The sequence below is a fragment of the Sphingomonas radiodurans genome (genome assembly GCF_020866845.1).
Classification (GTDB): Bacteria; Pseudomonadota; Alphaproteobacteria; order Sphingomonadales; family Sphingomonadaceae; genus Sphingomonas; species Sphingomonas radiodurans.
Genome location: NZ_CP086594.1, coordinates 2,020,485 through 2,039,345 on the forward strand (window position 1 = coordinate 2,020,485; position 18,861 = coordinate 2,039,345).

An 18,861-nucleotide genomic window follows, 5' to 3' on the forward strand; every position below is an offset into this window, starting at 1 on the left:
ACGAATTTTTCGTTCCAAAACGCCGAGATACATACCCGATCTGTCTCGGAGTTCGGCTTGGCTTCGGTATTCTGCTGGAGTAGGTCGGCTCATTGTGGGTCAGCCGATCAGTCGATAATTTGGTTTGCATAAAAACTAGTTTTGCTGATGTGCCAAGTTGTGAAAGTGTAAAATGCTGAAGAGAATTCGATACCAAATAAGCGCCGGCTTGCTGATTGGTGTTGTTATTCCGGTTGTAATTCGTCAGTCGATTTTTGGACTGCCGTTCTACGTAACCACTCAATTTGCAACTATATTAGGTAGTGCGATAGCAATCATACTTGGATATATAGGATATCGCAGGATGTTGCTATTCCCCGGAATATCGTCGGGAGGGTATGTCATAACGTATTTGACAATAACATTTTCGGCGCTCGTTCTGATAATGTTTGTTTTACGCCTGGACTATAGCAGGCTTCAGGTAGCAAGTTGTTACACATTGTCTGTAGCAACACTTCTATTCATTCATTTGAAGTTCGAAAGATCAAGAGAATTCCTATTCTCCTATGTTCCCGGTGGGTTGGTAGAGGACTTGCCGCGCCTGCCGCACGTGCGCTGGCACCGTATAGAGACGCCGGAAATGGTTCTAAAAGGGGAAGATGCGGTTGTCGTCGACCTGCATGCTGACCATGATCCCCGATGGGAAAGCGCAATAGCCAAGTGGGTTCTTGCGGGAATTCCGTTATATGATGCTAGGCTGGCCAAAGAACAGCTGACCGGACGCGTAGAAATAAATCACCTTTATGAAAACACCTTGGGATCATTAAATCCGAACAATGTTTTGCTGAAGATGAAATCGGTGGTAGACTTTTTTATGGCTGCGCTCCTTATCATAATATTTATGCCTTTTATGGCGGTAATTGCTGCCATGATAAAGATAGACTCCAAAGGTCCGGCAATATTCAAGCAAAAGAGGATGGGTTTTCGAGCAAGTCCCTTCACGGTTTACAAGTTCCGGACCATGTTTGTCGCGAGCGAGACACACGACGTGGAGACCTTGCGCCAAAGCGCGATGACCAAGGATGGCGATGTCAGGATTACCAAATTTGGTCGTCTCTTGCGGCGAACCAGGTTGGACGAGCTTCCGCAACTGTTCAACATTCTGAAGGGTGATATGAGCCTTATTGGCCCAAGGCCAGAGGCAGTGGCGTTAAGCGAATGGTATGAAAGTCAGATACCGTTCTATCATTATCGTCATATCATCAAGCCAGGACTGACGGGCTGGGCCCAAGTCAACCAAGGGCACGTGACTGACGTGACAGATGTGCGTGAGAAGCTAAATCTGGACTTCTATTACGTAAAAAACTATTCAATCTGGTTGGATATGCTTATTGCACTGCGCACAATAGCGATTGTATTCACTGGTATTGGCGCGCGCTAAGCCGCATGGGAATACGTATACCGGGCAACGTATGACGCATACGGAAACGGGGCACTGCCGGACCGCACAAAACGGCCCCTGATGCGTATTACGTAATACCTAATGCACGTGTTGACTGTGCAGCAAGACGAAAGAGGAAAGAATGACGACGAGTAAGACGGCACTAATCACGGGTATTACTGGACAAGACGGTGCCTATCTCGCCGAACTGCTGCTGGCGAAAGGTTATGAGGTTCATGGGCTGAAGCGGCGCTCATCATCGTTCAACACTGGGCGGATCGAACATATCTACCAAGACCCGCACGAGCAGAACGCGCGCTTTCACCTGCATTTTGGCGACCTGACGGATTCGACCAACCTCATTCGCCTGGTGCAGCAGATCAAGCCCGATGAGATTTACAACCTTGCTGCCCAGAGCCATGTCGCGGTGAGCTTTGAGACGCCTGAATATACCGCCAATGCTGATGGAATTGGCACGCTTCGACTGCTAGAGGCGATCCGTATCCTTGGCATGGAGAAGACATGTCGTTTCTACCAGGCGTCGACTTCGGAGCTATACGGCTTGGTTCAGGAAGTGCCGCAGCGCGAGACAACCCCCTTTTATCCGCGTTCGCCTTATGCCGCGGCGAAGCTGTACGCATATTGGATTACCGTCAATTACCGCGAAGCGTACGGCATGCATGCCAGCAACGGCATTCTGTTCAACCATGAGAGTCCGCTGCGTGGCGAAACCTTCGTTACGCGCAAGATTACGCGCGCGGCGGCGGCGATTTCGCTCGGCCGCCAGGAAATGTTGTATTTGGGCAATTTAGACGCCCAGCGTGACTGGGGCCATGCCCGCGAATATGTCGAAGGCATGTGGCGCATCGTCCAGGCCGACATCGCAGACGACTTCGTGCTGGCAACTGGTGAGACGACGCGGGTTCGCACGTTTGTCGAATGGGCGTTTGAGGACGCCGGCATCAACCTGCGCTGGGATGGCGAAGGCGTTGACGAGAGAGGCTATTGCCAGGAGACTGGCCGATTACTGGTGGCGATCGACCCGCGCTATTTCCGTCCGACCGAAGTTGAGCTGCTAATCGGCGACCCAAGCAAAGCACGTGAAAAACTGGGCTGGACGCATCAAACCAGCCCGCGCAATCTGGCCCGCGAAATGGTACAAGCAGATCTGAAAATCATGCGCGATGCGCCAATCGGGAAGGGCGCCTGACTGAACTGCCGGCTCGGTGCGCGAGCGGTCGTCAGTCAGGCGAATGACATCATGAACGGCAGCAACGGGGTCGTAGGCACGGGCCGGCGACGAGTGTGGATTACTGGTGGTAACGGCATGGTTGGGCGCAACCTGCGCGAACATCCGCGTGCAGCGGAATGGGATATCCTTGCCCCGTCACGTCGCGATCTCGATCTTGCCGATCGCCGGGCGGTCGGTAACTTCGCGCGCGACGTGCGGGTTGACCTGGTGATCCATGCCGCGGGGCAGGTAGGAGGTATCCAGGCGAACATGGCCGATCCGGTCGGCTTCCTTGTCAATAATCTCGACATAGGTCGCAACGTTATCATGGGTGCTTTCGAGGCCGGTATTCCTGCACTCATTAACCTGGCTAGTTCGTGTATGTATCCGCGCGGTCGCAACCATGCGCTGCGCGAAAGCGACATAATGTCCGGCGAGCTAGAACCGACCAACGAGGGCTATGCTCTGGCTAAGATCGTCTCGACCCGGCTGTGCGACTATATCGCGCGCACCCAGCCCGATGCAGCCTATCGTACTATAATTCCGTGTAATTTATACGGGTGGCACGACAAGTTCGATCCGAAGGCCTCCCATTTGGTCCCCGCGATCATCGCGAAGGTCAGCGCGGCGGTTGCCGAGGGGCAGGGCGAGGTCGAAATCTGGGGCGACGGTACTGCGCGACGCGAGTTTATGTATGCCGCCGATGCAGCTGACGCGATCTGGCGCGGTGCAGAACATCCCGCCGCGCTGCCGCAGTTGATGAATATCGGCATCGGCGACGATCACACCATTCTCGAGTATTACGAAGCGGTTGCCCGAACGCTTGGGTGGAAAGGCAATTTTCGTTTCGATTTGACCCGCCCCGTGGGCATGCAGCGCAAGTTGAGCGACGTTTCCCTGCAACGCGCCTGGGGCTGGACATCGCCCACGTCGCTGCAGGACGGCATCACCGCCACCATTCAATTCTATCAGCAGCAGGCACAAGCATCATGAACAAGCGGTTCCCACTCGCCACGACCTCATGGGACGAGGCAGAATATCAGGCGATGCAGGACGTCATTGCCTCTGGCCAGTTCTCAATGGGGCCGAAGGTAAAGGCCTTTGAGGAAGCCTTTGCCGCCTACACCGGCACGCGCTATGCGGTGATGTGCAATTCGGGATCGTCGGCCAACCTGCTGATGATCGCAGCGCTGCGCTTTACTAAGAACTCGGCGCTGCGTCTTGACAAAGGCGACGAGGTGCTGGTGCCCGCGGTGTCGTGGAGCACGACGTACAGCCCGCTCGAACAATATGGCCTGCACGTTCGCTTCGTAGATATCGACTTGGCGACGCTAAATTTTGATCTGGTTGCGCTGGAAGCTGCTATTACACCGCGAACGCGGGCGATTTTCTGCGTCAACCTGCTGGGGAATCCCAACGACTTCGCCGCGATCCGCGTGCTGGCCGACAAGCACAGCCTAATTGTGCTTGAAGATAATTGCGAATCGATGGGTGCCGAATTCGCGGGTCGTAAGACCGGCTCGTTCGGGGCGATGGGCAGCCAGAGCTGCTTCTTCTCGCACCATATCTCGACAATGGAAGGTGGACTTGTCACCACCGATGTCGAAGAACTCTATCACCTGATGCTGTCGCTGCGTGCGCATGGCTGGACCCGGCAGTTGCCAATCGATAATCAGGTGGTCGGACGAAAGGGTGGCGATGCGTTCGAGGAATCGTTCCGTTTTGTACTGCCGGGTTACAATCTGCGCCCGCTGGAACTGTCGGGTGCGATTGGCATTCATCAGATCGCTAAGTTGCCGCGCCTGATCGAGGAACGCCGGCGTAACGGCGCACTCTTGCAACAGCATCTGTCTAATCATCCCGACCTGATCATCCAGCAGGAAATCGGCAAGAGCAGCTGGTTTGGCTTCAGTCTGGTCATCCGTCCTGGAAGCGCAATGACGCGGGCAACGCTGATGCAGCAGCTTGAAGCGCTAGGGTTCGAATATCGCCCGATCGTCAGCGGGAACTTTGCTCGCAAAGAAGTAGTGCGTTATTTTGACCATAGCATATGCGGCAATCTGTCCAACGCCGACCACATCGACGGCAATGGCCTTTTCATTGGCAATCACCATTACCCGATCGACGAAGCGATCGAGGCGCTAAAAACAATCGCGGCAAACTAATCCGCAAGCGGCGGGGTAGGCTGCCATACGCGCTCCTGTTTAGTCGTTTGCACCGCCTCAGCGTCCATTGGTAAGCGACTGTGCGCCCTGTACCGTCCGGCAATTGAAGGTTTCTGCGGGCGTATAGTCTTCGATCCTGGAGACTGCCCGCTCCATGTACACGCCGGCCAGCGTGCCTTCTGATGCGGCATCGAACATTGTTGCCTGGTCCGGGTGTTAAACGACGAACCGAATCGCCCGAAGGGAAAGGGCCTGTATCAGGACGTGAATGCCGGTCGGAGATTTGGTCAGCGCCACAAGTTTAGACAATCCGCGATCTGCACCCGGTTGAGCCAATGGTAATATCTGTAGGCGGCTTTTCCGCACTTATCGTTCAATCGCGAGATTTCTGATGGAGCCCCCGAAACATCGTGCTGTCGATCATGTCGTTGCTGCCGTCGCGCTCGATCACCGCGGCCAGCGCCTACAGCTTGGCCCGACCACGCCCGTCATTTTCCAGCGCCAGCAGCGGTGGAACGCTGTTCCACTTGCCACACTCGTCCGGCAAACGTTGCCACTGCGCACCCGTCCGGGCGATGCACATCATGCCTTCGAATATCGACGGTTGTCCCGCGCAGGGCGGCAGCCCCGGCCTCGCTCTGCTGGCAACAGCGCGCGCATGAGCTCCCATTTTGCGTCTGACAACCCGATCCTCTCACCCAACACTGCCTCCAAGTAGCAGCCTTGAATCAACCGCAGATCACCTCGGCAACCTATGCCCACGTAACCTAGCGTTGTGCACGACGAGCGGTTCGGCTGCCGAGCAGCTTCTGTTTGGTGATCACGAGTGGATTAAGGACCGTTGCAAGGGCGCGTTTGAGGCGGCTTTGGGGTATCCACGTCGTGCTTGCGTATTCCACATCCCTGGTGCCGTCGTCGATTGTATAGGCATAAGCCGCAATCGATGTTCGGAAGCGGTCGCTCGGAAAACGGATCGGCTTATAGCCATGCAGCGTGTGGCGCTTGGTCAGCATGATCACGGCACGGTTTTCGACCGGAGAGATCGACGCCTTTTCGCCCGTTTCCGCATGCTGCAAATCTAGGCACCCGCCCCAGGATTCCTCGTAATCCTTGTTGAGGTAAAGCAGGATGTTCAATTCGCGAATCCATTCTTTTTTCAGTGGATGTCGCGTGAAATCCGCATGCATTTCAAGGAACGACCCTTTCCCTCCTTGATGAAGTCCGCCGCCCGTGAAGCTGGGGTCTACGAACAGATCCATGCTGACAATACGCGATAGAGCCAAGCGGAAACGGTCAGAAAGAAGTTCTTCGCGAATAACGCGAGTAGATCCACTTATATGCTCAATTCTTGGGTTCTCTATCTTATTTTTTGCAAAAAGAAAATCAGAAGAACTCTCTTTTGTGGAAGCCGTTTTGAAAAAACCCTCCTTGCGAATTGTGTTTAGTCCATCTCTGGTCAGAAAACCATCTATAACAAGGTGTTCAAAAGGCGATGCATCACGATACTGTAACCGCAGTCTCTCAATATTGTCTTCAATATAATTGAAATCGATAAAGCTATTCATTTGCTACCCATTTCCGTTTCGCCAACAGCGTTGCTGTCTGCGATTTAGTATGCTGATAATGGTTGCTTTAGTGATTTGCAACTGATCCGCGTGGTCACAGGGCAATCAGAGCAATGTTGAGGCGAGAGACGAAGCCGATGTAGGACTTGACCTGTGACGTCCCCCCTGTCTTTTCATCCGGATTGAGTGAGAGTTTTCTGGCCCTTTGAAGCCTACGGGTGAGGAGCTGGGACATGAAGAAGTCGAGGTATACGGAAGAGCAGATCGCGTTTGCGCTGAAGCAGGCGGAGACGGGAACGCCGGTAGCCGAGGGCATCCGCGGGATGGGCGTGTCGGAGCAGACGTTCTACCGCTGGAAGAAGGTGTATGGCGGGCTCGGCGTGGGCGAGCTGCGACGGGTAAAGCAGCTCGAGGACGAGAACCGCAAGCTGAAGCAGCTCGTCGCCGACCTGAGCCTGGACAAGCACATCCTGCAGGACGTTCTGTCAAAAATAGTATGGTCCGCCCCCGTCTGGCAAGCGTGAGATGTGGTTGGCGGCACAGTCTGCGTAAATGTATCCGGCCTGTGTGTGGGACATCTCGATCCGTGGCCATGATGGGATACGCGTCACGATCGGCATTTCAAGCTGGTCCAGCCTTTGACGGGTGCGTTTTTGGCCAGGCTTCGATCGTGTCACCATCGACTGTTTGCCATCACTCCTCTCGCTGCAGACCTCTTCGTGCGGGTGCCCGGCTCAGGCGGCGATCGGCACGGATGGCCGATACTCTTCCTGCCGGGCCAGCACCGCCCAACTGATGCGTACTATTTTGTTCGCCAGCGCTACGACGGCGACGTTCTTGGGGTTCGCGTCTCGAGCTGATCGAGTCAGGAGCCGAGGCCGCGATCACGCTTCATGTGCATGCTCGCTGATCTGGCGCCGTGAATGAAAAGCCGGCGCAATGAGCCGTTGCCACGCTTCGACATGCCGAGCAGCGTCTGCTTGCCGCCGGTGGAGTGGTGGCGTGGAACAAGGCCGAGCCACGCGGCGAGATCGCGACCGCGCTTGAAGCCGGTGCCATCGTCAACTGCGGCGACCAGCGCCGTGGCGACCAGCGGCCCAACGCCGGGGATGGCGAGCAGGCGTCGGCAGCCGGCGTCAGCGGCCGCGATCGTCTCGATCTCCTTGATCACCGCAGCGATGTCGGTGTAAAGACGTCTACTAATATCGATGCCGACTACCGCTGCCTCTGTCATGACGGTCCTCCTTTAGTGAAGGCAGTCAGGATGCTCCTGATCGCGCCGCTCCGTAAGGGGCGGACCATCCCACAAGCTCTGACGCCTGGGCGACGGCGCAAGATCGTCGCGCACGTCCAGGCGTGCCATGGCGTCAGCGAACGCCGCAGTTGCCTGGCGCTGGGCATCGACCGATCGTCGGTGCGCTACATATCACATCGGCCGGATCAGGCGCCGCTTATGCTGCGCATCCGTGATCTGGCGGCGACGCGGACGCGGTACGGTTACTTCAGGATCTACATCCTGCTGCGCAGGGAAGGTTGGCTGGTGAACCACAAACGCGTCTATCGGCTTTACCGGGATGATGGACTGAGCCTTCGGCTTAAGAAGCCCGGACGCAACGTCAGCGCCGCTAACCGCGACCGGCAGCCAGCGACCGCACCGGCAAACGAGATGTGGTCGATGGACTTCGTCTCCGACGCGCTGTTCGATGGCCAGCGGCTGCGGGCGCTGACGGTGGTCGACGCGTTCACGCGCGAGGCGCTGGCGATCAGTCGACCAGGGCATCAAGGGTGAGCAGGTGGTCGAAGCAATGACGCGGATCACGCTGTCACGCGCGGCGCCCCGGACCATCCGGGTGGACAATGGGCCGGAGTTCATCTCAAAGGCATTCGTCGACCGCTGGGCCTGCGACAACGGCGTCACACTGGACTTCAGCCGTCCGGGAAAGCCGACGGACAATGCCTTCGTGGGGTCGTTCAACGGCCGCCTGCGGGACGAGTGCCTGAACACGCACTGGTTCCTTTCGCTGGAGGACGACCGAGTCAAGGTCGAGGCTTGGCGGAGGGATTACAACGAGAGCCGTCCTGACACATCACTTGGCTGGATGACGCCGGTCGAATATGCTGCTGCCGCGGCCAAGATCGCGGCCGAATGAACGGCGGAAACTCACCCTCAGGCTGGATGAGAAACGAAGGTACCATCAGTGCTCACACTAGCTGTTGTGCGTGGCCAGTGCAATTGCGTTTGCGCGTGATATTGCCGGTGCATGCTATTTGGAGCGCACCGGACGGGTGACAGCTTGGGCAGCCTGCACAACCCAGCGATCAAGCGTCTCAACTGGCGTGTAATCTTCGATTCTGGTTGCTGACTGGTCCACGTAGACACCGGTCAGTGTGCCTTCGGAAGCGGCATCAAAGATCACCGCGCGGTCAGGCTGAGGAGCGACCAACCGGATTGCGCGGAGCGAAAGCCCTTGCCCGATAACGCGCACGCCGATCAGGCATTTGCGGCGATCAACGCCTATCAGGTTGAGGCATTCTGCGATCTGCACCTGATTGAGCTGGATCGCGATGTCGGAAGGTGGCTTTTCTGCGGTGATCGTTTCAATCGCGAGATTCCTGATAGATCCCCCAGGCGACGAGAAATAGCAGCATCCGTCCGCGGTCAGATTAGTGAAATTGGAGTAGTTGGAATGGATCCAATAGGCATAGGCGCCTGATCGCACATGGGTAACTTCAAGATCGCGAAAGCTGTTGTAGGTGACATCCTCGAACCCGGCATCGCAATAGAAACCGTAGCGGGTCACATGGCCGGTCACCGAGATGTTTTCGAAACATGAGCGATACACGACGCCCGCCAGCGAGACGCCCGTGCCGGTGCTGACAATATGGATGTCGCGCAAGGTCGTCTGGTGGATCGCAGCGCCATTGCCCGCCGTCGACAGGCGGATGCCGTCGCACGGATCGTCCGGTACCGCGGCAAGCAGTCGGATGCCGGAAAGCGCGAACCCCATGATCGAATCTGTCGTTTTTGCCTCAACGTGGATGACCGGCCGGCCCTTGCCCGATGCCGCCAGAATAACGCTGCGCTCGATCCCGTCGCCTTCGATCCGGATGCCGCGATTGATCGTTAGCGTGCGGGTGATCCGATAGCGGCCCGCCGGGATGCGCAGCCTGCGACCCTGCTCGGAGGCGGTGCGGATCGCGCGTTCGAAGGCCGCGGTATCGTCGGCATTGCCGTTACCGCGTGCACCGAACTGGGTAACCAGTATATCGCCGGATTCCGCCGATGGCGCGGCAGGGCCGTCCAGCGCCTGAGCCGCACCCGGTGCGGCTACGCCCGTAGCCAGGATCTTGATGGCGTTGCGGCGGGATGTTTGGTTCAACAAGGGTTTTTCCCATTTCCAGATAAGCGAGCTGGTATGACGCACGGGCACCTGTCAGGGTCCCGACAAGAGAGGTGGCACATTGGCCGTATCCGACGGCGCTTGCAATTGACGCTACTAGGCCGGGGCGGTAGCAGCACGCGCGATGCAGGGTCATTGCAGCCTTGCCGATGAATTCGTTGGGCTTTCACCATCGGCGACAAACGCAGGACATGAACATGAAACTAACCGACATGCGTTTGCGGTGTGTCGATACGACAATGTTCGGTTGTCGGGAGATGATGCTGTGAATCACGTCGTGGTGCGCACGCACGGCGGCTTGGGCAATCAGATATTCCAGCTTCTCTATGCCCGGCTTTACGCCGATCGGATCGGCGCGCCGCTCTATGATGTGCACGACCTCCGTTACGCGCACGGCTTCACCCGCAGCGTCGAGATCGGCCGCGCGCCGGCCCCGTCGCGCTTGCGGCAGGCGGTATCGTCTGTGCGTCTGCCTAAGCTTCTCACGCGCGCGGGGCTGCGCCGAGATCGTGTCTCGCTCTTTGGCACCACCTATCTCGACGGTTATTTTCAGCGGCCCGACAATTATGCCGATTTTGGCAACGCGGCGCTGCGCCGGGAATTGCAGCGGCTGCGTGAGGAGCTGCGCGTGTCAAGCCATCCGACGCGGGCGCTCGGCATGCACCTGCGGCTTGGCGATTTCTTCAGCTCCGATGCTGCCGTCACCGCCCATCTGAACGAGCGGCTGGGGCGCCTTGGCCCCGATATCGGGATCGTGACCAACGAAGAGGAACGGCTGCGCACGCCTCTGGTCGCGGAGGTCCTGGCGGCCAAGCGCGCCTGGATCGTGCCAACGGGCGACATGACGCCGGAGGACGTGCTGCGTACCCTCGCCTCGTTCCGGCGCATGGACGGCAATGACAGTACGCTGTTGTTCTGGGCGTCGGCTCTTTCAGGTATGGAGTGCAATTACAAGAACCCCGAACTGCGGGCCCTGCGCGAGCGGTTCCTTCAAGTGCTAATGGGCTGAGAGCATTCTTAATGTCTGACGCCCGGCCTCACGTGAACATTCTCCATTCTTATGGTCACGCCCTGTTCGGATCCCATTTTGATCCTGTGCGGGATGGGTTCGATGTCGTGGAAAATGACACCCGCGACCGCTTATGGGATCTGGTCATCGTCTTTGAAGCGATCACGGCCCCGCAACGATTGCGCGTGCGTGGTGGCCGGGTCGTCTTCATATCCGGCGAGCCGCCCGAAATCGGAAATCATGGCAAGGCGTTCCTGCGGCAGGTCGATGCGGTGTTTTGCGCAGGCGCCTGCCCGAGGTTGGGGCCGGGGCAGCAAGTGTCGGGCGAGCAGCATTTTAACAATTGGCATTTCGGGTACAGCCGGGACACCGGTTATCGCCACGGCCACGAGTTTATCCGCGATCTGCTGCCCCCGGCCAAGACACAGATGCTATCGACGGTGACTTCGAACCTGAATTACCTGCCGATGCACATCAAGCGTCGCGCGCTGGTTGACCGCCTGGCGCGCGATTATGCGGGCAGATTGGATATATTCGGCCGGCCGCATCGCTACGTTGAATACAAGGAAGATGCCATTCTTCCTTACCGCTTCCATCTGTGTGTCGAGAATTGCGCGGTGCCCGATCTGTGGACCGAAAAGATCGCGGACGCGCTGCTGGGCTATGCCGTGCCGGTTTATGCGGGATGCCCGAATATCGATCGCTATTTTCCCGGCGCGACGATCGCGATCGATCTCGACGATTATGCCAGCACGCGCCGGACGATCGATGCCATTCTTTCGGACGGCGAAGCGATCTATCGCGAACGCCTGGCGGCGGTGATTGAGGCTCGCAAGCAATTGATCGAGCGATATGACATTTCGGCGCTGGTCGGTACGATGCTGCAGGCGCCGGCCGGGACCATGGTTCGCGACATCGTCTTGCGGCCCGAGGCATCATTCTCGATGGCGGGCCTTCGCGATCTTGCGGCGCGTACGCGTCGCAAGGCGATGACGCTGCTGTGGCGGCGAAGGATCGCCCGGCATGGCTGATCTGGAGTCCTGCATGGCTGCCCCGATCCTGTCGCTCATCGTCCCGGTCTATGGGGTTGAGGATTATGTAGGCGCTTGCCTGGATAGTATCCTGAAAGCGCCCGGGTTCGCCAACCAATGCGAGCTGATCGTCATTGACGACGGTTCAAAGGACGGCAGCATGGACATTGTCGAGCAGCGCTGCCGCGGGATCGCCAATGTCACGATCGTCCGGCAGGCGAATGCGGGATTGGGCGCTGCCCGCAATACCGGCATCGCCCATGCGCAAGGGCGCTATCTGTGGTTTGTCGACAGCGACGACGAGATCTGTGGCGATGCCATCGTCCAGCTGACGGATTGCATCGTGCGCCACGGCCCTGATGTGATCGCCTTCGAATTCGAGACGATTGGTGGCTCGCTTGATCGCTCCCCATATCTTCCCATTTATGACCAGATCGTTGATCCGGTGCGATTCATGGCCTCCGGCCGTCCGCCCAGTCCCGTTCAATTCTACGCCTTTGCCCGCGCGCTGATCGCGCGGACCGGACACGCGTTCGCGCCGGGTATCTATCACGAAGATGCGTTGTTCACGCCGCTCGCGCTGGTACAGGCCGGCTCGCTCGTTCGCCTGAGTACCGCATGTTATCGCTATCGGCTGCGTGAGGGGTCGATCATGTCGCTCAGCCGTCCCGAAAAGCATCTGGCTGACATGCTGTCCATTTCGGAGGTTCTCGGCGCCCACGCCAATCGGGCGCCGACCGGCAGTGCACAGCAACAGGCGCTCGCCCGGGAGGTAGGTTTTGCGCTCGCCGCTGCGCGGCACTATGCCGCGCGGACCAGCCGGCGCGATCGTTGCCAGGCGGCGTCCTTCTCCCGGATGCTATCCGCCGGCGCGCGATGGTGGCACTATTTTCCTCTCCGCGTACTGATCAACTATGCCCGTCTGCTTGGTCTGGCGGCTCTCCCGACTTCCCTCGGAAGTGGCCGGAAATGACACTGGCATTTATTGTTTATCTGGGGCTGATGCTGGCGCTGACAACCGTGTGGGCCATGCCGACGCGCAAAATGGCGCTTGGTGTGGCGGAAACCGGACATGCCGCAACACAGGCAGCATGGATCTCGGTTACCTTGTTCACACTGGTGATTGGCGGTCGGTATAATGTGGGTGGAGACTATTTTGGGTACATCGATTATTATCGGTGGACTTCGCTAGATACGGGGATCAACGAAGTTGTATTTGAACCTGGATTTTTGTTGCTGATCCAGTTTTTGAAGCTTTTCGGATTGCCCGATCGCTCCATTATCGTGGCAAGCAGCTTCATACAGATTGCTTTGTTTTCGCTGTGGCTGCGAAAGCATCCGCAAATCGCGCCTTTTGCGGTGTTTTCCTTTATCGCGTTAGTTTTGCTGGATGTGAACAACATCGTCAGGCAGGGGATTGCCTTTTTCGCTATTCTGCTGGCGATTTCAGCTATCGCGGAGCGGCGCTGGTTGGCGTTCTTCGCGTGGGGGCTGTTTGCCTACCTGTTTCACCGCAGCGCCCTGATCATTTTTCCGATCGGCATTGCCCTGCGCTGGCTGCCGCTGCCGAAGGTTCAATTGCAGATCGCGGCGCTGCTGTTTTCATACGTATTTATCGGCTTGTTCTTTAACCAGATTGTTGGCCTGTTTACGCTGATGACGTCACTAATCGGATATGACAGCTATTCCGACATCAGCCGGGCCGACCTGGCTTTTTCACAGCAAGGTTCGTCATTAAATCTAGGCATCTATCTGTGGCCCATCGTGGACTTTGTTATCATATGTTATTCGAACAAAGTTGCAAGGCACTATGAGGTTATGAACTATCGGCTGTATCATACATTTTATCTGGTAGCAGCCCTTCTGCAACCTGTGGCAAACGCTTGGGATTTTCTTCCTTTTGCGCGCGGGCTGTTCTATTTCGTGGCGATGCGATCGATATGTGTTGGCTTCGTTTTGCATTTCTGCCTGATGGTATCGCGCAAGCCGCGCGATATCGTGGCCGGGTCAGGCATCGGTGCGGTCTTCCTGCTCTGGCTTATCATCGCGGTTTCGCGAGGAGCGGCGTGGAGCGCTCCTTATCAGTTTTCCTGAGAGCGTTATGTCCGAACGCCTGCGTGTCCTGGTGCTCGCTTATATGGTTTCGCCTGTCCGCGGCTCGGAATTTGCCGTCGCGTGGAATTATGTCGAAACCATGCGAGCGCATTGTGACCTGACCGTTCTGTACGGCTCTGCCGGCCCGCACATGGGCGATGTTACCGACTTCCCGACCCCCAGTTTCGTTGACCGGCATGTGCCCGGGGACGTGACGTTTCATTTCGTGCCCGAGCCGCCATTGGCGCGGCGCCTGAATGCGCTCAACCGGCGCGGCATCCTGACGTACAGCTTCTATCTTGCCTATCGGATCTGGCACCGCGCAGCCCTCGCCGAGGCGAAGCGCCTGATCACGCAGGGCGAGTACGACGTCATCCATTACGTAGGCCCGATCGGCTATCGCGAACCAGGCTATCTTTGGACCTTGCCGCTTCCCTATGTGTGGGGCCCGATCGGGGGCGCGACCAGCTTCCCCTGGCGGCTGCGCAGCGCATTGCCCGGCAGGGGGCAGCTTCGGCTGATTGCCCGCACGCTGGGCAATGCATTTCAGCTTCGCTTCAGCGGCCGAGTGACCAAGGCGTTGCGCCGCGCCGACGTTCTGTTCACCGCCACCACGGAGAACCAGGCAATCTTCGAGCGCCTGAAGAATGTGCCGTCGCGCTACCTCCCGGAGAACGGGATCGAGGGGACGATTACCCTCGACGACAGCAAATTCCCCGCCCGGCCGATCCGGATCCTGTGGATTGGCTCGCTTGAAGCGCGCAAGGGGCTGATCCTGCTGATCGAGGCGATCGGGATGTTGCGCGATCCGCAGCAGATCCGTGTCGATGTGCTGGGCAACGGGCCGCTGCGCGACAGCCTGATCGCGCGCGCCGCGGCGCTGGGGGTGGGGGAGCAATTCCATTGGCACGGCCATGTCCCGCGCAGCGAGGTGCTCGACCTGCTCGATCGCAGCCACCTGCACGTGATCACCGGCCTCAACGAAGCGAACACGACCTCGATTTGGGAAGCGCTTGGCCACGGCGTGCCGGTGCTGACGCTGGATCATTGCGGCATGCATGACGTGGTCGCGCCTGCTTATGGTATCCGCATTCCCGTCACCGACATGCAAGGGTGCAGCCGCGATATCGCCGCCGCGCTCGAGGCGCTGGTCGCGGCGCCCGAGCGGCTCGAGGCAATGGCGCGCGCCTGCGCTGCCGAGTGCGACCGCTTCCGCATCGTCCATCGATCCTGCACGTTCCTTGATGCTTACAAGGCCGCGATCGCGCGGCACCGTGCGAGGATCGCTGGTTGAGGCTGCAGTGGAATTTTGTCGGCCTCTTGGGCGCCCGTGGTGCCAAGCTGACGTTGGGGCTGGCGATGATGTTCGTCTACGCCCGCATCTTTGGCGCCAGCGCGACCTATGACGCCTGGATCTGGGCATTGGGCATCGTGAATGCGGCCGGAATGCTGCTGTTTGGGCCGATCACCGAGACGATCCGCGCCAGCTATGCCAGCATCGACAGCCGCGAGGGGCGAGCGGCGGCCGAGCAATATATCGCCACCATCGCCGTGATCATGATCGGCGGGGCGATCCTGGTCGCCGGGGCCGCGGCGTTGACTTTGCCGCTCTTGGCGGCGGGCTTGGCGCCGCAGCAATCGGGGCAAGAGCCGGCCGCGACCTTCTTTCTCTATGCGCTGGCGCCCTCCTTGGCCCTGTCACAGGTGGTAGCGGTCTTGACCGCTCACCTAAATTGCCACAGCCGGATCTATGCGCCGGAGATCGCGGGCACGGTTGGCGGCTGCATCGGCCTTGGCTTCATTGTCGCCTTTCCGCAGCTTCCGGCCACCTGGCTGTTGCCGGGCAGCTATTATATTGCGCTGTTCATGCCGCTGCTGGTGGGGGCATCGTTCTGGCCACAGCTCGTGCGCGTGCTGTGGCACCTTGAAGGATCGGCGTTCCGCCGTCATGCCCGCGAGGCGCTCGGCTTCTCGATGCCGCTCCTGCTGCCCTATGCGCTTGGCCAGGCGGGCGGGGTGGTGGAGCGCCAATATGCGCTGCTGGCGGGGACCGGCGCCCTGTCGATCCTGAGCTATGCCTTTTTTGCGCGCAACACCGTGCAGGCGGTCTTCACGGCTGCGCTTTCGGCGCTGGCGGTGCCCGCGCTGGCGCGCGCGTGGGATGCGGAGGATACCGGGCCGTTCCGTGCGACGCTGGCCCATTGGGCGCACCAGTGCCTGATGCTGGTGACGATCGGCATGGTGACGCTGTTCGGCCTGTCGGACACGATACCGCCGCTGCTGTTCGGCGATAACATCACGGCTGGGCAGCAATCGCTGCTGAGCGAGCTGCTGCGCTTCTATGCCGTTGCGATTGTCACCGTCGTTCTATATCTCATGGGGGGATCTGCCCTTCTGGCAGCCCGACGTGGTAAAACTTATGCAGCGCTGGGCACGCTCGCGAGCCTAATCGCCCTGGCGCTGCTGCTGATATTGTTTCCGGTGATCGGCATCATCGCAATTCCAATCGGCTTGGCGATCAGCCACGCACTGGCAGCGGGCCTGATGTTTCGCGCAATCGACCCGGCTGATGGTTGGCAAATCCTGCGCGATGCCGGTCTCCGGATCCTGGTGATTGTCGCGGCAGGATCTGCGCTTCGCGGTGCTGACACAGTGCTTTCTGCCGAATTCGGTCTTCTGGAACGCTTGGTGGCCGGCAGTGGGCTTGCGATGCTTCTGGGTGGGTTGTGGTGGCTGGCCGAGCATTGGCTGGGCCGCGACACAATGCGCTCCACGCCGACGAATCAGGTCTTTTGATGAAAATGCTGCTACTCAATACCTTTGATGCTTATGCCGGATCACAGCGTATCGGCCGGGACATGGTCCGGCTGCTTGCTGCGGCTGGCCATGACGTTCAGGTCAGGTTGGGATTTGGCGGCGGGGGGTTCCTCAGAGACTTGTCGGAAACGAGGACCGACGTGGGGATCAGCAATGTGGCGATCCGCAAATTGCTTTATCCGTTATGGGCCTTGCTGGTCAGCCTGCCGGTTGCGATCGCCGCGCTGCGCGGGCGGATCATCTGGGCCAATGCGGTCTATGCAACGCTGCCGGCGCTGCTGGCAGCGTTGCTTTGCCCACACCGGGTGGCCGTGCATCTGCACGAGGCAACGTTCCCCAAGCTGTTCATGATGATCCTGCGGCTGATGGTGTGGCGCGGCGTGCTCATTATCTGCGTTTCATCGGATCACGCCGCCCGCATCGGCTTGCCGGCGACGGTCTTGTACAATCCTGTGTCGTTGTCCCATCGCGATGCACCTTCGGCGTGCGATCGCCTGCTGTTCGTCGGGACGACGCAGCCGATTAAGGGCTTCGCGCTGTTCGTGGCAGTGTGCGACAAGCTGGAGGCTCTGCCGCTTCGCAAGACGGCCTATCTGTCAGACGAAGCGCGGCATGATCGAACCCTGGTGGCGCGCGCACGGCAAGCGGGCATCGACGTTGTCTTTGGGGAATCCCGTCCAGAGGTGCTGTACCGGGATGGTTTCCTGCTTCTACAGACCACGGACTCGGCGCTTTGGACTGAGACATTCTCGCTTGTTGCAGTTGAAGCGATGGCGCGGCTGGTCCCCGTCGCAGGCACTGGCACCACCGTGCTTCCCGAGGTCCTGGGCGAGGCGCTGGCCTTTAATGCGCCGTCGCGCGATCCGAGGGAGATCGCGGATGCCATCCGCTCGCTCCACGCCAACCCTGCCCAGCACGCCGCGCTGCGCTCTGCCTGCGCTTCCCATCGGGGGGTCTTTTCGGAATGCGCCTTTCTGAACAGGCTTGAGAATATTGTTCTTATGGGTGGGCGCCAATCATGACATCGGCAAAGGCCATCCCCCTCGTCGGCACGGTGGGCGTTCCTGCCCGTTACGGCGGGTTCGAGACACTGGCCGAGCAGTTGTGCCGCCACGTCCCCGCCACGGATGTGCAGTTCATCATCTATTGCGAGCGCAGCGCCTATGACAAGGACGAGCGCAGCCCCGATTTCTACAGACATCGGCGCATTTTTCTGCCGCTGCGCGCCAATGGCCTGGCGAGCATGCTCTATGATGCATTGGCGTTGATCGATGCCGTGTTCAGGCGGAAGGCCGAGCAGGTTTTCATCTTCGGCTATTCCGGTGCCTGGATCCTGCCGGTCCTGAAGCTCGCAAGGCCGCGGGTTCGGTACATGGTGAACGTTGATGGCATGGAGTGGCGTCGCGACAAATTTTCAATCGCCGCGCGGCAGCTGCTGAAGGCGCTGGAATGGTGTGCGGCGCGCTCGGCATCGGTTGTCATCGCCGACAATGATGCCCTCGCCGATCTTTTCCGTGAGCGATATGGCAGGGAGCCGGTCGTGATCGCTTATGGCGGCGACCACACCGTGTTGCCTGCTCCGCGGGCTGTATCGGAAACAACGCTGAAGGGGCATTATCTGGCGGTCGCCAGGATCGAGCCCGAGAACAACACCGAGGCAATCATTCAGGGGTGCATCGCTGCCAATGTGCCGCTGGTCTTCATCGGCAATTGGAAGGCCAATTCTTATGGCATGGCGTTGCGCGAGCGGTACGGCGATTCTGGCGGGATCACGCTTCTTGATCCCATTTATGACCAGACGGATCTGGCGCCGTGGCGGGCGGGTGCGATCGGCTACATTCATGGCCATAGCGTTGGCGGGACCAACCCCTCGCTGGTGGAGGCGCTGTTCCATACCGGGCGGATGGTCAGCTTCGATTGCACATTCAATCGGGCGACGCTGTCGGGCGCGGGCAGCTATTTCACCGACGCCGATAGTCTTGCCGCGCTCCTGCGCGATGGCCTGACGCCGATCGAGAATAGCGAACTGGAAAAACTGCGGGGGACCTATCGCTGGGATGCGATTGCCGCGCGCTATCTGGGATTGCTGAAGCAATGACGTGCAGGGTGGCCGGCCATGGGGCAGGCG

General features: G+C 58.9%; 14 protein-coding genes and 3 pseudogenes. 14 read left to right on the top strand and 3 right to left on the bottom strand.

Going from position 1 to position 18,861, the window contains the following annotated elements; translation table 11 throughout:
- The first annotated feature begins 208 nt into the window (after positions 1 to 208).
- From LLW23_RS09425 to LLW23_RS09440, 4 genes are all read left to right on the top strand, one after another.
- Complete coding sequence (locus LLW23_RS09425; protein WP_228944941.1) at positions 209 to 1,420, top strand: sugar transferase; 1,212 nt, start codon at positions 209 to 211, stop codon at positions 1,418 to 1,420.
- 142 nt (positions 1,421 to 1,562) lie between these two features.
- Positions 1,563 to 2,630 (top strand): GDP-mannose 4,6-dehydratase, encoded by a 1,068-nt coding sequence (gene gmd / locus LLW23_RS09430; protein ID WP_228944944.1) that lies wholly within the window; start codon positions 1,563 to 1,565, stop codon positions 2,628 to 2,630.
- A 51-nt stretch (positions 2,631 to 2,681) separates the two neighbouring features.
- Entirely contained in the window at positions 2,682 to 3,644 is a 963-nt protein-coding gene (locus tag LLW23_RS09435; protein WP_228944945.1) for an NAD-dependent epimerase/dehydratase family protein, read from the top strand.
- A complete protein-coding gene (locus tag LLW23_RS09440; RefSeq protein WP_228944946.1) occupies positions 3,641 to 4,816 on the top strand; it encodes a DegT/DnrJ/EryC1/StrS family aminotransferase in 1,176 nt (391 codons plus the stop codon). Before LLW23_RS09435 ends, LLW23_RS09440 begins: the two co-directional genes overlap by 4 nt.
- A gap of 767 nt (positions 4,817 to 5,583) precedes the next feature.
- Here LLW23_RS09440 and LLW23_RS09445 read toward each other — a convergent pair.
- Positions 5,584 to 6,381, bottom strand: coding sequence for a 2OG-Fe(II) oxygenase (locus tag LLW23_RS09445; RefSeq protein ID WP_228944947.1), 798 nt, complete (start codon positions 6,379 to 6,381; stop codon positions 5,584 to 5,586).
- A 233-nt stretch (positions 6,382 to 6,614) separates the two neighbouring features.
- On the opposite strand from LLW23_RS09445, the pseudogene LLW23_RS09450 reads away from it, so the two are divergent.
- Positions 6,615 to 6,872: pseudogene (locus LLW23_RS09450) on the top strand (transposase); the annotation flags it as partial.
- Positions 6,873 to 7,285: 413 nt separating this feature from the next.
- Here LLW23_RS09450 and LLW23_RS09455 read toward each other — a convergent pair.
- Positions 7,286 to 7,561, bottom strand: a pseudogene (locus tag LLW23_RS09455) (transposase); the annotation flags it as partial.
- A 126-nt stretch (positions 7,562 to 7,687) separates the two neighbouring features.
- Between LLW23_RS09455 and LLW23_RS09460 the strand changes: the two are divergent.
- Positions 7,688 to 8,531 (top strand): annotated as a pseudogene (locus tag LLW23_RS09460) (IS3 family transposase); the annotation flags it as partial.
- A 114-nt stretch (positions 8,532 to 8,645) separates the two neighbouring features.
- Here the strand turns inward: LLW23_RS09460 and LLW23_RS09465 are convergent.
- Positions 8,646 to 9,806, bottom strand: a complete 1,161-nt coding sequence (locus LLW23_RS09465) for a glycoside hydrolase family 55 protein (protein ID WP_228944948.1) — start codon at positions 9,804 to 9,806, stop codon at positions 8,646 to 8,648.
- 241 nt (positions 9,807 to 10,047) lie between these two features.
- Between LLW23_RS09465 and LLW23_RS09470 the strand changes: the two genes are divergently transcribed.
- From LLW23_RS09470 to LLW23_RS09505, 8 genes are read left to right on the top strand one after another with little or no spacing between them, the layout of a single operon-like run.
- Entirely contained in the window at positions 10,048 to 10,791 is a 744-nt protein-coding gene (locus LLW23_RS09470) for an O-fucosyltransferase family protein (protein ID WP_228944952.1), read from the top strand.
- Between the two features lie 11 nt (positions 10,792 to 10,802).
- The gene (locus LLW23_RS09475; protein WP_228944954.1) at positions 10,803 to 11,822 is read left to right on the top strand and encodes a glycosyltransferase family 10 domain-containing protein; all 1,020 of its coding nucleotides are present in this window, start codon (positions 10,803 to 10,805) and stop codon (positions 11,820 to 11,822) included.
- Complete coding sequence (locus LLW23_RS09480) at positions 11,815 to 12,795, top strand: glycosyltransferase family 2 protein (protein ID WP_228944956.1); 981 nt, start codon at positions 11,815 to 11,817, stop codon at positions 12,793 to 12,795. The genes LLW23_RS09475 and LLW23_RS09480 overlap by 8 nt, the downstream gene beginning before the upstream one ends.
- Complete coding sequence (locus tag LLW23_RS09485) at positions 12,792 to 13,916, top strand: EpsG family protein (RefSeq protein ID WP_228944958.1); 1,125 nt, start codon at positions 12,792 to 12,794, stop codon at positions 13,914 to 13,916. Before LLW23_RS09480 ends, LLW23_RS09485 begins: the two co-directional genes overlap by 4 nt.
- A 7-nt stretch (positions 13,917 to 13,923) precedes the next feature.
- The gene (locus tag LLW23_RS09490; RefSeq protein WP_228944961.1) at positions 13,924 to 15,210 is read left to right on the top strand and encodes a glycosyltransferase family 4 protein; all 1,287 of its coding nucleotides are present in this window, start codon (positions 13,924 to 13,926) and stop codon (positions 15,208 to 15,210) included.
- A complete protein-coding gene (locus LLW23_RS09495; RefSeq protein WP_228944963.1) occupies positions 15,207 to 16,712 on the top strand; it encodes a lipid II flippase MurJ in 1,506 nt (501 codons plus the stop codon). The genes LLW23_RS09490 and LLW23_RS09495 overlap by 4 nt, the downstream gene beginning before the upstream one ends.
- A complete protein-coding gene (locus LLW23_RS09500) occupies positions 16,712 to 17,755 on the top strand; it encodes a glycosyltransferase (protein ID WP_228944965.1) in 1,044 nt (347 codons plus the stop codon). The genes LLW23_RS09495 and LLW23_RS09500 overlap by 1 nt, the downstream gene beginning before the upstream one ends.
- Positions 17,752 to 18,831, top strand: a complete 1,080-nt coding sequence (locus LLW23_RS09505) for a DUF1972 domain-containing protein (protein WP_228944967.1) — start codon at positions 17,752 to 17,754, stop codon at positions 18,829 to 18,831. Before LLW23_RS09500 ends, LLW23_RS09505 begins: the two co-directional genes overlap by 4 nt.
- Positions 18,832 to 18,861 lie beyond the last annotated feature (30 nt).

Excerpts from the sequence above, each read along its gene's own strand:
- gmd (WP_228944944.1), top strand. The coding sequence starts at position 1,563 with ATGACGACGAGTAAGACGGCACTAATCACGGGTATTACTGGACAAGAC.
- LLW23_RS09435 (WP_228944945.1), top strand. The coding sequence starts at position 2,682 with ATGAACGGCAGCAACGGGGTCGTAGGCACGGGCCGGCGACGAGTGTGG.
- LLW23_RS09440 (WP_228944946.1), top strand. The coding sequence starts at position 3,641 with ATGAACAAGCGGTTCCCACTCGCCACGACCTCATGGGACGAGGCAGAA.
- LLW23_RS09445 (WP_228944947.1), bottom strand. The coding sequence starts at position 6,381 with ATGAATAGCTTTATCGATTTCAATTATATTGAAGACAATATTGAGAGA.
- LLW23_RS09475 (WP_228944954.1), top strand. The coding sequence starts at position 10,803 with ATGTCTGACGCCCGGCCTCACGTGAACATTCTCCATTCTTATGGTCAC.
- LLW23_RS09480 (WP_228944956.1), top strand. The coding sequence starts at position 11,815 with ATGGCTGATCTGGAGTCCTGCATGGCTGCCCCGATCCTGTCGCTCATC.
- LLW23_RS09485 (WP_228944958.1), top strand. The coding sequence starts at position 12,792 with ATGACACTGGCATTTATTGTTTATCTGGGGCTGATGCTGGCGCTGACA.
- LLW23_RS09490 (WP_228944961.1), top strand. The coding sequence starts at position 13,924 with ATGTCCGAACGCCTGCGTGTCCTGGTGCTCGCTTATATGGTTTCGCCT.
- LLW23_RS09500 (WP_228944965.1), top strand. The coding sequence starts at position 16,712 with ATGAAAATGCTGCTACTCAATACCTTTGATGCTTATGCCGGATCACAG.
- LLW23_RS09505 (WP_228944967.1), top strand. The coding sequence starts at position 17,752 with ATGACATCGGCAAAGGCCATCCCCCTCGTCGGCACGGTGGGCGTTCCT.